Annotated in this window: 6 protein-coding genes; 4 read left to right on the plus strand and 2 right to left on the minus strand. The window is 45.6% G+C overall.

Annotated elements, in window-relative coordinates:
* From ACGHEH_RS14470 to rlmB, 4 genes are all read left to right on the plus strand, one after another.
* Positions 1-6,913, plus strand: a 6,913-nt coding sequence (locus ACGHEH_RS14470; protein WP_390446522.1) for an SdrD B-like domain-containing protein, incomplete at its 5' end; no start/stop codon positions are given.
* The gene (locus tag ACGHEH_RS14475; RefSeq protein WP_390446524.1) at positions 6,906-10,982 is read left to right on the plus strand and encodes an OmpA family protein; all 4,077 of its coding nucleotides are present in this window, start codon (positions 6,906-6,908) and stop codon (positions 10,980-10,982) included. The genes ACGHEH_RS14470 and ACGHEH_RS14475, both read left to right, overlap by 8 nt.
* A 202-nt stretch (positions 10,983-11,184) precedes the next feature.
* Entirely contained in the window at positions 11,185-13,731 is a 2,547-nt protein-coding gene (rnr, locus tag ACGHEH_RS14480) for a ribonuclease R (protein WP_390446526.1), read from the plus strand.
* A gap of 5 nt (positions 13,732-13,736) precedes the next feature.
* A complete protein-coding gene (gene rlmB, locus ACGHEH_RS14485; RefSeq protein WP_390446528.1) occupies positions 13,737-14,474 on the plus strand; it encodes a 23S rRNA (guanosine(2251)-2'-O)-methyltransferase RlmB in 738 nt (245 codons plus the stop codon).
* A 223-nt stretch (positions 14,475-14,697) separates the two neighbouring features.
* Here rlmB and yjjG read toward each other — a convergent pair whose 3' ends face one another.
* Together yjjG and yjjX are read right to left on the minus strand one after the other, a co-directional pair.
* Positions 14,698-15,384: a pyrimidine 5'-nucleotidase gene (yjjG, locus tag ACGHEH_RS14490; RefSeq protein WP_390446530.1), complete on the minus strand. Its 687-nt coding sequence runs from the start codon at positions 15,382-15,384 to the stop codon at positions 14,698-14,700.
* A 7-nt stretch (positions 15,385-15,391) separates the two neighbouring features.
* Positions 15,392-15,928, minus strand: a complete 537-nt coding sequence (gene yjjX, locus ACGHEH_RS14495) for an inosine/xanthosine triphosphatase (protein ID WP_390446532.1) — start codon at positions 15,926-15,928, stop codon at positions 15,392-15,394.
* Positions 15,929-16,015 lie beyond the last annotated feature (87 nt).

Here is a 16,015-nt window from a genome sequence, read left to right on the forward strand (position 1 = left end):
CACTTTACAAGACGGTGAACTTGAAACTGCCGAGCTAGATAAAGCGTTAGAAAACATTTCAGTAACCCTAACAGGTAAAGACAAGTTTGGTCGCGCGGTGTCACTAACCCGAACCACAGATGTGAACGGCCTTTACGAATTCGATAACCTAGTCGAAGCCAATGCTGATGGCTATGTCGTATCAGCTGCTTTCTCTGGCAATGCGCTGAATGAAAATGGTCAAGACTATCTAATCATCGGTGCAAACCGCACTGAGTCAAACACGGTAAACAGCAGTGTCAAAGTTGACTTAACGGGTGCAAACAAATCAGCAACCGTAGACTTTACTGAAAAACTGAAGCCAGTTAATTATGAAGTATCAGGTCGCGTCTTCCTAGATACCTTACAAGACAGTGAACTTGAAGTAGCAGAGCTTGATAAAGCGTTAGAAAACATCACTGTCACGCTGAATGGTAAAGACAAGTTCGGTCGCGATGTATTACTGACACGTACCACAGATGTGAACGGACAATATGCGTTTACTGATTTAACTGAAGCAAATGATGATGGTTACTCAGTAGCTGCAACTTTCTCAGGTAACACTGAAAACGAGAACGGTAAAGATTACCTAATCATCGGTGCAAACCGCACTGAGTCAAACACGGTAAACAGCAGTGTCAAAGTTGACTTAACGGGTGCAAACAAATCAGCAACCGTAGACTTTACTGAAAAACTGAAGCCAGTTGATTATGAAGTATCTGGTCGTGTCTTCCTAGATACCTTGCAAGACGGCAAATTAGAAACAGCTGAGTTAGATGAGGCTATTAAAGACATCGTTATCACGTTAACTGGACAAGATATCTTTGGCCGCGCAGTGTCGCTAACCCGCACTACAGATGTGAACGGACAATATGCGTTTACTGATTTAACCGAAGCGAATACTGATGGTTACAGCGTGACAGCAACACAGTCAGGTCTGACAAATCATTTAGACGGTAAAGACTACTTGGTTGTAGGTGCAAATCGCATCGGATCGCAAGCTTCAAGCAACACAGTTGTGATTGATTTAACTGCTGGTACACGTTTAGTAACAGTGGACTTTACAGAGCAGTTAGAGCCAGAAAATCGCAGTATTTCTGGCCGTGTATTCCTAGACACCTTACAAGATGGTGAACTTGAAGTAGCAGAGCTAGACAAAGCCCTTGAAAGCATCACAATCACGCTGACAGGTAAAGACACCTTTGGTCGCACTGTATCGCACACTCAAGCAACCAAAGTTGACGGTACTTACTCGTTCACAGGTTTAACAGCGGCGAATGATGCGGGTTACACGGTAACAGCAGCGCAATCAGGAATTTCTAAACAACTAAATGGTCAAGATTATTTAATCTTAGGCGCTGCGAAAACAGCCTCAAATACAGCTAACAATTCAGTCATTGTGGCATTGTCAGGCAACACAGAGACTGCTGGTGTTGATTTCACAGAGATGTTAACTGATGAAGAGCGTCGTATAACTGGTCGTGTGTTCTTAGATACTCAACAAGATGGTGAGCTTGAAGCGGCAGAGCTAGATAAAGCGCTCGAAAATATTACAGTCACACTGACAGGTAACGACATCTTTGGCCGCTCTGTATCTCGCACTCAAACAACCCAAACGGATGGTATATACACATTCACAGGTTTAACGGCGGCTAATGATGCGGGTTATAAGCTTCAAGCGAGTTCTGGCGGTTATGTGAATGGTAAAGATTATCTAACCACATCAGGTGTAACGACTATATCTGACATGTCTGACAACGCCGTTCTAGTAAAGTTAAGCGGTTCGAATGAGCAAGCAACGGTTGATTTCACTGAATTACCAAAAGCAGGCGAAGGTCAAATCACAGGTCGTGTATTCTTTGATGCTCAGCAAGATGGTGAGTTAGAAGCTGCTGAATTAGATAAACCGCTATCGGCTGTGTCAATCTCACTTGTAGGTACAGATATTTATGGTCGTACCGTAACGTTCCAGACGCAAACCAATGAGCTAGGTCAATTTAACTTCACCAACTTAACTGCTGCGAATGATGCAGGCTACACAGTTACAGCGGGATATGGTGGCTTTAGCAATGGTCTTGATTACTTAACCATCGCAAGGTCAACAACCCAGCTAGATGCAGAAAATAACGCCATTGCAGTGAAGCTAACTGAAACAACGCTGACAGCAAACATTGACTTCACTGAGCAACCAGATGATGGCACTAAAACGATCCGCGGCTCTGTGTTTGTTGATACCGAGCAAGATGGTCAATTCGAGGCTGCTAAAGGCGATAGTGCATTAACACAAGTGATGGTGACCCTTGCTGGTCGGGATCAATATGGTCGTGAGGTCAATCAAACTGCGCAAACTGATGCCCAAGGTGGCTTTGAGTTTACCCGCTTACATGAAGCAGATAGCACAGGTTATGTGATCACACATGCACTTGTATCGCCATATCGTGATGGTTTTGATTACCAAGATGGCGCACGCACAGCGAAACAACCTGACACTGAGCACACCCATGGTATTCGCTTTGAGTCACAAGAGACGGTTGTGTATGACATGACAGAACGCTTACCTGCCAATGAAGGGGTTATTTCTGGGCAATTGATTGTCGATATTAATCAGAATGGTCGTTTAGAGGAACAGGATATCGTCATTACTGATGCTCAGATCACGTTAACGGGTATAGATCTATTAGCGCGTGATGTGTCTCTATCGGTGCAAACAGATGCACAAGGGCGTTTTGAATTTACGCAATTATTTGCATCAAATAATCAAGGTTATCAACTCGCGCATCAACAAGTTACGCCTTACTTAGACGGGCTTGATTATCTAGACAGTAAGCAAGTTGATTCAACAGATGATGTGATTGCAAATATTGCTGTAACTGCTGCGTCACGTACGTCATTGTTACTAACCGAGCAGTTGCCTGAAAACACCGCTAAGATATCGGGCCGCGTGTTTGTGGATATCGCTCAAAACGGTGTGTTTGAAGCACAAGACGTGGTGTTACCTCAAGTCACCTTGCAGTTGTCTGGCCAAAACGTATTAGGTCAAAGCATATCGCTTACTACCCAGACTGATGAGCAAGGTGACTTTAGCTTCGAGCAGTTGTATGCATCTGATGCTGCGGGCTATCAAGTAAATCAAGTACAGCCTGCACAGTATATTGATGGTGCTGATTACTTAAATACGCAACGTATTTCAGAGCAAAATGATTTGATCTCTGATCTGGTTCTGAATGCGGGTCAGCAGCAAACGTCGCTGATTTTCACTGAGCAATTTAATGAATTAGGCAGTATTGCTGCACAGGTTTATTTAGATGCGGATCAGAATGGTGTACCAAGTGACACAGAGCTAGGCCTACCAGCTGTTACTGTGACATTAGTCGGGACTGATATTTATGGTCGTGAAGTCTCGCTTGAACAGCCAACAAATGAGCAAGGCATTGTTAAGTTTGAAGGGCTTGCTGCCAGTGACATGCAAGGTTATGTGTTAATCCAGTCTCAGCCGGAAGGTTACTTTGATGGTAAAGAATCTGATCAAGGTGTAGTACTTGCTGAAAATAACGATCAGTTCAGCATTACACTTGCGCCTGAACAACAAAGAACAGGACTTGCTTTTGCGGAGCTTGAAGCGGGTAGTATTGCTGGTCATGTTTATGTCGATAGTGATAACAGCGGTACATTTGCAAATGATGCAGATCGTGCAATTGCTTATGTGACATTAACGCTAAAAGGTAATGACTTATTTGGTCAGTCGCTAGAGCGTCAGGTTCAAACTGATATTGATGGCGCATACCAGTTTACTGGTTTGCCACCAAGCGATGGCAACGGGTATCAGGTAAGCCAAGCACAACCAGAGTTCTACCTTGATGGCTTAGATTATATTGCTGGCGTTGTTGTTGAAAACTCAGCGCAAACAGATGTTATTTATGTTGGCGTATTAAAATCAGCTCAGCAAATCAACAACATAGACTTTACAGAAGCGTATGGCCTTGCGGTGATGGGCTATGTGTTTGTTGATAAACAAGACCAAGGTGTTTTAACGCTGGCAGACGATATGTCAGAGATTGCAATTGCCAACAGCGAAATCACGCTCACAGGCTATGACTACCGAGGTCAGTCGGTTGAAATGACCACCACTACCGACGAAAACGGTCAATATCGTTTTGAAAAACTTGCACCGAGTGATGAGCAAGGTTATGCGATTTCGCAGACCACTCAGCCAAGCGATTACATCGATGGTTCTGAGTCACTTAACGAAGAAGTGTTTGCCAACTCGAAAGGTCGTGACGACATCTTTACGGTAGAGCTAAAAGAGTTACAAACCTTCGGCATGTATAACTTTGCTGAGCTACCTCGAGCTTCATTGGCTGGTGCCGTATATGTTGATAGCAACGAAGACGGTGTGCTTAATGACTCGGAACAGTTACGTGTTGGCAATGTTGAAATCACCCTAGAGGGCACAACCTTAGAGGGTGAAGCGGTGAACCTGACAGTGCGCACTGATGAGCAAGGGGAATACTTGTTCGACTACCTTCGCCCAGGCCAATACAGCATTACTCAAACTCAACCATCAGCATGGTTAGACGGTGAAGAGCAACTTGGTTCATTAGGCGGTGAAGTCGGTCAAGACACCTTCACGAATATCAACTTAGAGCTTGGCGTAAAAGGAGCTGGTTACTACTTTGCTGAGCGTGGTAGTCACCTAAGCGGTACGGTTTATGTCGATTTAAATGACAATGGTACTCAAGAAAATAATGAGCTGGGTCTTGCGAATACACAGCTAGTTATTTCGGGTACCGATTTAGACGGTCAGCCTGTGCAACGTGAAGTACTTACTGACGGGTATGGCCGTTACCAGTTTAAGCAACTACCTCTGAGTGGTGGTGAAGGTTTTACTATCACCGAAACACAACCTGAGAATACCCAAGATGGTCTGGACAGCATTGGTAGTATTGGCGGTGTTCAAGAGCAAAATGACGAGCTGAAGCACATTCAGATCAGCGAGCACGTTACTCATGGCGTTGACTATAACTTCGGTGAGCAACTGATGGATCCGGCGAGTATCAGTGGTCTAGTTTGGCTCGATAAAAACCATAACCGTGCCAAAGATGACAACAACGGTCAGTCGGGTTGGATAGTCGAGCTTTTACTTGACCCGCAAACGGGTGAAGCAAATCCATTAGACGAAGAGCCGTTGGCAACCACGACTTCGGATGAAAATGGTCGCTACACGTTTGCAGGCCTACCAGTTGGTATCTACGAAATTCGTTTCCGCCACCCTCAAGGTGGGGTTATTTACGGCACACCTGTGACTGATGATCCTGACGCATCGAGCGAGAAAGGCACCATCTTAAACCTTCGCTTAAGTGCTGGTGAAGAGGTCGATAACCAGTCATTACCAATTGATCCATCGGGCGTGGTGTACAATGCGCAAACGCGTAAGCCAATTCAAGGTGCGATCGTGAAGATCATTGGCCCAGCAGGCTTTGAACCAGATCTACACTTGGTAGGGGGCAGTGCGAACGTTGAACAAACGACCGCAGAAGATGGTTTCTATCAGTTTTTATTCTTCTCACAAGCACCAACGGGAATTTACCGTTTAGAAGTCACCGAACCAGTTGGTTACTTAGCAGGGGGCTCAACACAGATCCCTGTGTGTGAAAACACCTTAACCGCGGGTGCGAGTGAGTTACCTATATTGGTGCATTTTGAAGAGTTGGTACCACAGTTAGACGCACCAATTCATGATCCGAGCGCGTGTGTGGCACATTCAGATCAGATCACTCAAAACAACACCAGTACTCAGTACTATCAGAGCTTCTATATCGATCCTACGTTACCATCTGGCAATGTGGTGAATAACCATATTCCGCTCGACCCGTACGGTGATGACATGGTGCAGGTAAGTAAAACGGCATTAAAACAAGATGTGGTGATTGGTGAGCTAGTGCCTTATCAGATCAGCTACAAGAACCGTTCGAGTGAGACATTAGCGCCACTTTCTTTAATCGACCAACTACCAGCTGGCCTGAAATATGTACCGGGTAGTGCCCGTGTTGATGGTTTTACCAAAGAACCTGAAGTACTTGGTCGCGTACTACGTTGGCACAGTTACAGGCTGGCTCCTGAGCAAGTGATAAACATCGAGCTGATGGTTGTGGTGGGCAGTGGTGTAAGCCAAGGCACTTATATCAATCAAGCATGGAGCGAGTTTATTGGTGGTCAGCATTCACTTGATAGCGGTTGGCGTATTTCAAATATTGCCACTGCAGCTGTGCGTGTTATTCCAGATCCGGTATTCGACTGTAGTGACTTGAGCGGTAAAGTATTTAATGACCTCAACCGCAATGGCTATCAAGATGGCGATGAAAAGGGTCTACCTGCGGTGCGTTTAGCCACGGCACAAGGCTTGTGGATCACCACCGACGAGCATGGCCGTTATCACTTAGCCTGTGCCGATATTCCAAATGCGGTTCGTGGTAGCAACTTCATCGTTAAAGTCGATGAGCGTAGCTTACCGTCTGGTGTACGTATTGTGTCTGAAAACCCACGCGTAGTGCGTTTAACGCGTGGTAAATCACAGCAAGTTGATTTTGCCGCCAATATTCACCGAGTGGCGCGTATTCAACTGACACCAAGCGCGTTTGTTGAAAACCAACTTGCTGATGATTACGAAACACGTTTATTGGCATTACTTGATGCGCTAGATACACGCCCAACGGTGATCCGTGTGGCTTATCAGGCCAAGCCGTCACTACAGACAGATCAACAACTGAACAACTTAAAGCACTGGCTAAGCGAACAAGCTGAGCTCAGAGAATTACAGCTAACCATAGAAACAGAAATGACCCCAGTAGCAATTCCTACTTTGTCTTCTCTAACTAAGGAGACAAGCCATGACTAAATTACCTTCATTGAGCCCAATTATGCTTGGGCTAGTTTTGGGCCTGCCAGCTTATGTGCAGGCTGAGGAAGCGCAACCCGTATTACCTAAAGCTGGGGTGGCGAAAAACACCGAGCAAGTGTTAGTACAAAAACACTTTGTATTTCATGGTCTAGCCGCACCAACCCCTAAAACGGTGCAAGAAGACTATAAAGAGCAAAGCGATCATAAAGCGGAGTTTGTAGAAGAGTCTGCCATTCGCTTCGTATCGGGTAAGCATTACTTAACCGGCTCAACACGTCGTGAAATGAATCGTATTGTGGATTTTTTACGTGGTAAAAAGCAGCTGCGTATTCATTTTATTGGTCATGCCGACTCACAACGCTTAAGTCCCAGAGCGAAGAAGATCTATAAAACTAACCAAGGCTTGTCTGAGCACCGAGCGAAAATTGTATCCGAGTTCTTCCGTCAGCAGTTAGAACTCGATCCGTCGGTGCTCACCACAGAAGGTCGCTCTAATCACGAACCAGTCGCAGATAACGGCACGCTTGAAGGTATGGCGAGAAACCGCCGCGTAGAAGTCATTGCCGTCTACATTGAAGAAAAAACCAAAACCCGTGAAGTCATGGGAGCCATGCCGAGTCGTGAGCTGGTTTGTCAGGGGGCGCTTGCTAATGCTGCACCTATGATGATCACATTAGATGGTGAAGCGTTTTCTGATCAAGACAGCAGTAATAACGCCGATGAACAGCGTTGTGCTGACGTTGCATTAGCCAACATGCAACTGCAACTGAAGTACGATCCAATTAACCTTATTCCACGTTTGAGTGTTCAGCATGCACTCACTAAGTCTGGCAATACCCTGATGATGCACTTGCGTGGTTACAGCAATTACGATGCATTTATTGATTATGCAGAAGTGCAGATCATGGCGCCGGATGGTCGTTCAATTCTAACCAAGGTTAAATTAGACAAAAATCACAATGGTAAATGGCGACTACCGGGCAACTTGCTAGGTATGAGTTTGCAGTATCGTCTGCGTGTTTACGATAAACACGGTCGCTACGACGATACACAAATGCAGCAAGTAGACTTTAGACCGCGCTTTGCGGTCGAAGCTGAAAAAGTTGATGGCTACTTGATGACCGCCTACGGCGAGTCACAGATTGCACAAAAGAATATCAAGCTCAATGGCGGCATGTTGACTTTGTACGGTGAGCAAGTGCCAGATCGCCATAACGTGTATTTCTTAGGGCGCACCGTTGCTATTACCCGTGAGCGTAAGTTTGTGCATCAACAAATTGTCCATACCGGTTTCCATCGTGCCGAAGTTGCGGTACTTGATGGTGACGGTAACGGTCATTTAATTCACCGCGACCTGGAGCTGCCAGAAAGCGATTGGTTTTATGTGGCGATGGCTGATCTGACATTGGGTCAAAACAGTCACAATGGGCCTGTTGAACTGCTGTCTAGCGATCACAACAAAGATGGCAATTTATTCGCAACGGGCCGTTTAGCCGGTTACATCACAGGTAAATGGCGCGACGAATACAAGGTCACTGCTCGGATCGACACTCAAGAGCAGCCAGTCAATAAACTGCTATCTGGGTTACATGAAAAAGATCCGAATAGCCTGTTCCGTCGCTTAGAAGAAGAGCAACACCCAGCCGAATATGGCGATGATTCAGTGGTGCAAGATGATGCGCCTTCAAACGGTAAGGTGTATTTAAAAATCGCCAAAGATGACTCGCACGTGATGTGGGGTAACTTCTTTACTAAGATCCAAGATACCGAGCTGGCGCGAGTTGAGCGCGGCTTATACGGTTTACAAACTCAGTATCAGAGCGAAGCAAAAACCCGCTTTATGGACGCAAGCACCCAAGCGCAAGTGTTTGTTGCTCAAGCTGAAACCATGCCTGCATTTGAATCTCATCGCGCGACAGGTGGTTCACTCTATTACTTACAGCATCAAGATATTGTGCGCGGCTCAGAGCAGCTTGCCATTGAAGTGCGTGATAAAACCTCAGGCTTAGTACTAGTCAGGCGCTCGCTGATGGCAGGGCAAGATTACGACATTGATGCGTTGCAAGGCCGAGTTATTCTAAATCGCCCGCTGTCGTCATTCGAACAAGACGACCTGGTGGTGCGCGCCGCAGCCATGGATGCCAATCCGGTATTCTTAACGGCGCAATACGAATTTACCCCAGGTTTTGATGAGCTCGACAACCTCTCTTACGGTGCGCGTGTTAGTCATTGGCTAACCGAGCAAGTCAAAGTCGGTGCGACACTGAGCGAGCAGCAACTCGATAGTCACGATGACAGCTTATATGCCCTAGATGCCACTTATCGACTGAGCGAGCACAGCTATGTAAAAGTTGAAGTCGCCCAATCAGAAGGCATTGGCGAAACACTGAACTCATTTAATGGCGGCATGAATTTTAATCCGGTGCAATCGGGCATGTTACCTGTAAAAGCCAATGCGCAGCGCATTGAAGCGGCATTCTCTCTGGCCGACTTATTTACTCAAAATAATGATGAGGCAGAAGAGGCATCTCGTCTGCAATTCTATTGGCAGAAAATGCAAGCTGGCTTCTCGGGCGTAGGCCAAACCAGTCGCACCGATACTACGCTTGCAGGTATTAAAGGTGAGTTTGAGCTAAGTGATGACACACAGTTAATCGTCAAAGCCGATCAAAATAAACAACAAGCGCTTGAACAGCGTCAAGCAGTAGAAGTGAATGTTGCCCATCAGGTGAGTGGCAATTGGCAAGCAACCGCGGGTATTCGCCACGACGATAGAGAGCCGTTACAGGCGCTTGCTGATTCAACACCTTCGCCGCTCAACCTAGATCAAGGTGCGCGCACCGATGCTGTTGTGCAACTCGACTACCAAGGTGCGACAGATTGGCAGGCCTATGGCTTTGTGCAAGCCACTTTGAATAGTGAGTCGAGCAGGTTGCGTAATAATCGTGTCGGTCTAGGTGGTGAAATTCAGTTGACTGAAAAGCTGGCTCTTAATGGTGAAATCTCTGATGGTAATCTGGGCTTGGCTGGAAAAGTCGGGGTTAGCTATGACTATGCGCCAGAAAGTAATCTTTATGTTGATTTTAGTGATGACCCTGATGACGGCATGATTACTCAAGGCAAACAGAAAAATTGGGTAACGGGTGCTAAGCATCGCTTTAACGACAGCACTAGCATGTATGCCGAGCAGTTATGGCAATCACAAGCGCAACAGCAAGGACTAACTCACGCTTATGGTATTGACCATCAAATCAATAGTCGTTGGCTGGTGGGGGTGAACTTTGAGATGGGTGAACTAGAAAGTGACACCAGTAAAGTGCAGCGTGACGGTACAGGACTGTCAATTAGTTATACTTCGCCGATTTTCCAGTGGCGCAGTGCCATTGAATATCGTGAAGATCAAGACAGCACTCAAACTCGCACGTCGTGGTTAACGCGTCAAAACTTACGTGCCAACTTAAATGAAGATTGGCGCGCACAATTGCGCTTTGATTGGGCGAAGAGTGATTCATCTCAACAAGCCGAAGTGGGCGCGTTGAATAGCGACTTTACTGAAGCACAGTTTGGAGTTGCATATCGACCATTAAAAGCGAGCCCTTGGTCGGGACTTGCGTCAGTGACTTATCTCGAAGATTTAGCACCCGCAGGGCAGCTAAATGGTATTGGCCTTGATAATACACCACAGCAACGCAGTCGAGTTTGGGCAGTGGATGTGAATTATCAGCTCACACCTAAATGGCGTTTCGGTACTAAACTCGCTGAGCGTCATGGTGAAATGCGTATGCGTGATGGCAACAGTCCATGGTTCGACTCAACTGCATCACTCCAAGTGTTTAGAGCCGATTACCATTTAAAGCATAACTGGGATGCTACATTAGAATGGCGCCGCCTAGCCGTAGACTTGGCACAAGATCAACGCGAAGGCGCTTTAATTGGTATTCATCGCCACATTGGTGAACACATGAAGTTAGGTGTGGGCTACAACTTTACCGATTTCTCTGATGATCTCACTGATTTAGACTACGACTCAAAAGGTTGGTTTATCAACATAGTAGGTAAATTCTAAAGTGGGCAAAAAACTCTCTGATTGGCTGCTTAATCGCGGCCTTTTTTGTAAGTCGTCGTTCACGGCGACAACCGATTTCATAGTAAAAACCTCGTTATTTTCGCTTCAAACTAAATTGTTTATAAAAGCTTCATCTTGATAGTTAGGTCATTATTCAGAAGTGCGTTAGAATAGAGGTAACTTTATTCGAAAATAGCAGTGAATGACAAAACAGGATCCCCATCTCCAACGAGAGCAAGAAAAATACGATAACCCGGTACCAAGCCGTGAGTTTATTTTAGAGCACATCAAAAAAGCCCCAGCGAAAGCCACGACGTTTAGCCATCTTTGTAGCAGTCTTAATGTATTTGAAGAAGACCGACAAATTGCATTTAAGCGTCGCTTGCGTGCAATGGAGCGTGACGGTCAACTGCATTTTAATAAATTTAAGCGCTACGTGATCCCAACTGACGATGGGTTAGTGAGAGGTCGTGTGATTGGGCATCGTGATGGTTTTGGCTTTTTAGTCGTTGAAGGTGAGCCAAAAGATTGGTTTATTGCTAAACACCAAATGAACTCGGTATTACACGGTGATATCGTACTTGCAAAAGCGGCCAGTCGCGGCAGCGGCGGTAAGGTCGAAGCGCGTATTGTTCGTGTGCTAGAGAGTGAGCGCGCGCCGATTATTGGCCGTTATTTCGTGGAGTATGGCTCTGCCGTGGTGGTGCCAGAAGATCCAAGGATCACACAAGATATTATTATTCTGCCAGGCTCCGAAGGTGGTGCGCGTCACAACCAAATGGTGCAAGTGGAGATCACGCAGCGTCCAAGTCGTCAAATGAATGCAGTAGGCCGTGTGACAGATGTACTGGGTGACCATATGGCACCGGGTATGGAAATCGAAGTGGCACTTCGTAATCATGATATTCCCCATGAATGGCCTGACAAAGTTGTTGATCAAGTTGCAAAGCACGGCGAATTTGTAGAAGAAGCAGATAAAAAAGGGCGTGTCGATTTACGTCACTTACCGCTAGTGACCATCGACGGTGAAGATGCCCGAGATTTTGATGATGCAGTTTACTGTGAACGAAAGAAGTCAGGTGGCTGGCGTTTATGGGTCGCGATTGCTGATGTCTCGCACTATGTACCAAAAAGCAGCCCGCTTGATAAAGAAGCGATAGAGCGCGGTAACTCAGTCTATTTCCCTGAGCAAGTGATCCCTATGCTGCCAAAAGTGTTATCAAATGGCCTGTGTTCACTGAATCCGAAAGTAGACCGCTTATGTATGGTGGCAGAAATAACTGTGTCAGAAGCCGGTAATTTATCGGGTTATCGTTTTTACGAAGCGGTGATGAATTCACATGCACGATTAACTTACACCAAAGTACACAGCATTTTGCAAGGCGATGAAGTGCTACGTGAGCAATATGCAGAGCAAGTGCCTCATCTCACTGATTTGCACCAAATGTATATGGCGCTTAAGTCTTCTCGCCAGCAGCGCGGGGCGATTGAGTTTGAAACGGTTGAAACGCGTTTTGTGTTTAACGCACATCGTAAGATTGAATCAATCGTACCTGTCGTTCGTAACGATGCACACAAACTCATTGAAGAGTGTATGATCTTAGCAAACGTTGCTGCAGCTAAACTGCTTGAAAAGCACGAAGCGCCAGCGCTGTATCGTGTGCATGACGAGCCTGATCAAGAAAAACTGAGTCATTTTAGACAGTTTTTAAATGACTTGGGTATTGAAAGTAACCTTGCTAATGACCCATCTCCGTTAGAGTTGACCGAAGCACTCGCACAATTGGGTGAGCGTCCAGAGCAAGAGCTGATCCAAACCATGTTGCTCCGCTCAATGAAACAAGCGGTTTATCAGCCTGATAACATCGGTCACTATGGTTTGGCGTTAAAAGCCTATGCGCATTTTACTTCGCCAATCCGTCGTTATCCTGATTTGGTTGTGCACCGTGCGATCAAAGCTATTTTAGCATCTCAAGGTCAGCAAACATCTGGCGAATATGCTTATGAAAATGATGAAGCCGATCAGTTGGGTGAACAGTGTTCAATGACTGAGCGTCGTGCAGACGATGCGACTCGCGAAGTAGCCGACTGGCTGAAATGTGAGTTTATGCAAGATCATGTTGGCAGTGAGTTTAGCGGTGTGGTTTCATCAGTCACTAATTTTGGCTTATTTGTTCGCCTAGATGAGTTACAAATCGATGGCATGATCCATGTGTCGACACTGGGTAATGAGTTCTTCCATTTTGATGGCGCGAAACATTGCCTTGTGGGTGAACATAGTCATCAGGTTTATCGCTTAGGTGATAAGCTACAAGTACAAGTATCATCAGTCAGTTTAGACGAACGCCGTATCAATCTGGTGCTTGCGGGTGAGTTAGTGCAAGACCGCTATGCGCGCCGAAGAGCTAAGCCTTCAGCAAGTCGCTCGACAGATATACCGAGTCGTAAACCAAGCGTGCGAGAGCAGCTTAAAGCAGGTAAAATCCCGGGTAAATCGACTAAGTCGGGTGAGCAAGCGAATGAAACTCGAGGCGAGAGTCGCGATGCCAAGCGCAGCTCAAATCGTAACGAACAAGGTAAAAAGCCAAAAAAAGGCAAAAAGACGACGCCTAAAGGCAAACTAAAAAAAGCCAAGAAGGCAGCACTTGATAACCCAACGGGTGTTAAAAAGTCTAAAAAGGCCAAAGCAAAGAAAACGCGTCCAGGTAAAAATGCCCGCAAACGCACGAGACCGAGCGCAGGAGAATAAAGACAGTGAGCAGTGAATTAATTTTTGGTTTTCATTCTATCGAAGCAATTTTAGCGAATGAACCTGAGCGCTTTTTAGAGATCTTTGCATTAAAAGGTCGTGAAGATAAGCGTTTGAACCCTGTAATTAATGAAGCGCGTAAATTTGGCATTTCAGTGCAGTTTATGCAGCGTAAAGCGTTAGATAACAAAGCCAATGGTGAACAGCACCAAGGTATCATGGCACGCGTAAAACCCGCGCGTCAGTATAGCGAAAAAGATCTTGATGAAATCATTGCCCGTGAAGCAACACCTTTCTTTCTAGTTTTAGATGGTGTTACTGATCCTCATAATTTAGGTGCATGTTTGCGTAGCGCTGATGCGGCTGGAGTACATGGCGTGATTGTGCCAAAAGATAAGTCTGCAAAGCTTAATGGTACAGCCCGTAAAGTTGCTTGTGGTGCAGCGGAAACCGTACCACTTATTCAAGTGACTAATCTAGCGCGTACATTACGTGACATTAAAGACGCCGGTGTATGGGTTGTTGGTACTGCAGGTGAAACGGATACCCATGTGTTCGATGCCAACCTAACTGGCCCGATGGCCATTGTTATGGGTGCTGAAGGTGACGGTATGCGCCGATTAACGCGCGAGCATTGCGACGTGTTAGTTAAAATCCCAATGGTTGGTACGGTATCAAGTTTGAACGTATCAGTAGCAACGGGTATTTGTTTGTTTGAAGTGCTGCGCCAGCGCAGTCTTTAATAAATAAGAGAAATATATGAAAAAGCACGATTGGTATCGTGCTTTTTTTGTGTTTGCGCGTGGCATAAAGCCAAGCCTACAGATAGTTGTCAGCTTTGGAATTGTAGGCGCGATTTTACATCGAGCTCATGTTTCTGTACGTGGCATAAGGCAAGCTTACAGATAGTTTTCAGCTGTGGATTTGTAGGCGCGATTTTATATCGCGCAATGTTTAAATTTTTACCTACGCAGCAATTTTATCAGCTAATAACTCTGCCAATTCATACAAAGAACTAACCGTATAAGTTGGCTTAATCCCGTCTTTACCCTCAACACACGCGTGTTGTAGCCAACAGCTATCAATGCCAAAACGATTTGCACCTAACACATCGCTTTCTAAGGTATCACCTACCATCAGCACCTTACTTTTATCTGGATTACCCAGCTTTGCTAATGCCGCGGCGAAAGGTTCAGGAGCCGGCTTTGCCTTGCCTATTTGCTCAGAAATGATCAAAGCCTCAAAGTAATCAGCAAAGCCGGTATGTGCTAAACGTTTTTGCTGCAATTTGGTAAAACCATTGGTGATGATCCCAAGTTTCACTTTGCCATGCAGTGATTCAAGCAGGGCTTTAGCGCCTAGCAATGGCTGACAGATCTCTGCCATGGCATCCAAAAATGCGTCGTTTAAGTCTTGTGGTTTGACGTTGAGCTCTGCCGCTAGTTTTGTGAAGCGAGTGACTTGCAACGTTTCAGCATTAATCTCACCATTTTGATATTGCACCCAAAGCGCTGCGTTATCGTCTTTATATCCTTGATAATCTTGCTCACTGAATTCAATACCATAGTTTAATAACATGGTTTTCAAACCTAGATAGGCGTTAAAGCTAAATAGAGTTTCGTCTGCATCAAATAAAATATGTGTGTACTGCATCGTGCTATCACTTATTGTAGAGTTCAGGGTGATTAAATGGCGCCATCGCAAGTAATAAAGCCTGTGTATAGCTACTTTCGCGCGTTGCTAGATGATTGGTTAGTAAACCAATTGCACCGCCTTTTTGTTTGATGTTTTCGGTATTGAATAAATCATCCATCACATGGCCCAACTCCTCACCCGCCAGTAATTTATTATAAACCGATTGTGGTAGAGGCAAGTTGCAACTACGACCAATGCTGATTTGTTTACCATCTGAAATAACCACAAAAGCAAAGGTGGCGGGGCCGTAGCTAAACTGATTTGCACCACCTTCCATTGCACAGTAAAAATCTGCCTGATGATGTTTTATAAGATGTTTAACGCGGTTTTCAGCACCGATGCGAGTATCGTCTTCCCCTAAAGGCTGATCGGGCACGCCACTTGGGGCATGCATACCTTGGCAATCAAGTGTGTGCTCAGGAAAGTACTGTGTGAAAATTTCTTTGGCAGCGGCCACTTTGACCGGATTTTGTGAGCCAACAAGTATTTTTAAAGAAGGCATTATCCCGTGCTCCTTTTATCAGTTGAGCAACTAGTCTAATGTTTTATGAGCGACTTAACTATGTTTTAAATGTTAGAAATAATTAAT

Source organism: Pseudoalteromonas sp. MTN2-4 (genome assembly GCF_042848605.1).
Lineage (GTDB): Bacteria > Pseudomonadota > Gammaproteobacteria > Enterobacterales > Alteromonadaceae > Pseudoalteromonas.